At 63.2% G+C, this 1,014-nt stretch carries 1 protein-coding gene; it reads left to right on the top strand.

Annotated elements, in window-relative coordinates; translation table 11 throughout:
- Positions 1-180: 180 nt before the first annotated feature.
- The coding region (locus tag Q4P78_RS08540; protein WP_303339958.1) for a serine hydrolase at positions 181-1,014 on the top strand (834 nt) is incomplete at its 3' end.

Genomic DNA, 1,014 nt, shown 5'->3' with positions numbered 1-1,014 from the left:
ACTGCACCCGCCAGGGTGCGGGAGAGTAGGACACCACCGAGCACACACCACCCGCCGGCTCGCAACCCCAACATAACGGTTCCGAGCCGGCTTCTTGTTGTGCGAGAACTGTCCTGATGGACAGTGAGCACTGTGCTGTCGGTGAGGGTGTTCGGCCGGTGAATTGTCGACACTGGGGTCATGAGCAACACACGCAATAGCAGAGCAGTTCATGACAGCCCTCGATCCGTAGATCTTGCCGCCAGCCCGTCGTCGTCCCGCTCGTCTCGTCGCCGGTTGCTGGTGTGGCGGGTGTTGGCGGTGCCTGTGGTGGCGGCGATTGCGTTGGGTGCTGCTGGTGGTGCGGCGTCGGCGGCGCCGTCGAAGGGGGAGGCTGAGAGTCTGAAGGCTCGGGCGCAGGGGCTGGTGGAGGCCGGTTACCCGGCGGCTCTGGCGGCGGTGAGCGACAGCAAGGGTGAGTCAGCCGGTGTCGCTGTGGGTAAGGGCAGTCTGGAGACGGGTCAGGCTCCGCCGATGGACGGTGAGGTGAGGATTGGGTCGAACACGAAGACCTTTGTGGCCGTGGTGGTCATGCAGCTGGTTCAGGAGGGCAAGGTGGGGCTTGATGAGCCGATCGAGACCTACCTGCCCGGCCTCATCAAGGGCGAGGGTATTGACGGATCAAAGATCACGGTGCGCCAGCTCCTGCAGCACACCAGTGGCCTGCCTGAGTACACCGACACCACTCCTGGAAGGAGCGATATCTTCCAAGTCAAGGATCACTACGCGCAACCGCGTGACCTGCTGGACACGGCTCTGGGCAAGCCGGCGGCCTTCGAGCCCGGTGCTCAGTGGAAGTACACCAATACGAACTACATTGTGCTGGGGATGCTCATTGAGCGGGTGTCTCAGCGGCCGGTGGGGGAGCAGATCGATGAGCGCATCGTCAAGAAGCTGGGACTGTCCCACACCTACTTCCCGGCCCCGGGGGAGGAGAAGATTCGTGGTATTCACCCTCAGGGCTACCACCTCAGT

The organism is Rothia sp. (in: high G+C Gram-positive bacteria) (genome assembly GCF_030540545.1).
Taxonomy (GTDB): Bacteria; Actinomycetota; Actinomycetes; order Actinomycetales; family Micrococcaceae; genus Rothia.
Note: the sequence above shows the minus strand (reverse complement) of the source record. Positions and strands in the feature narration are given on the sequence as shown.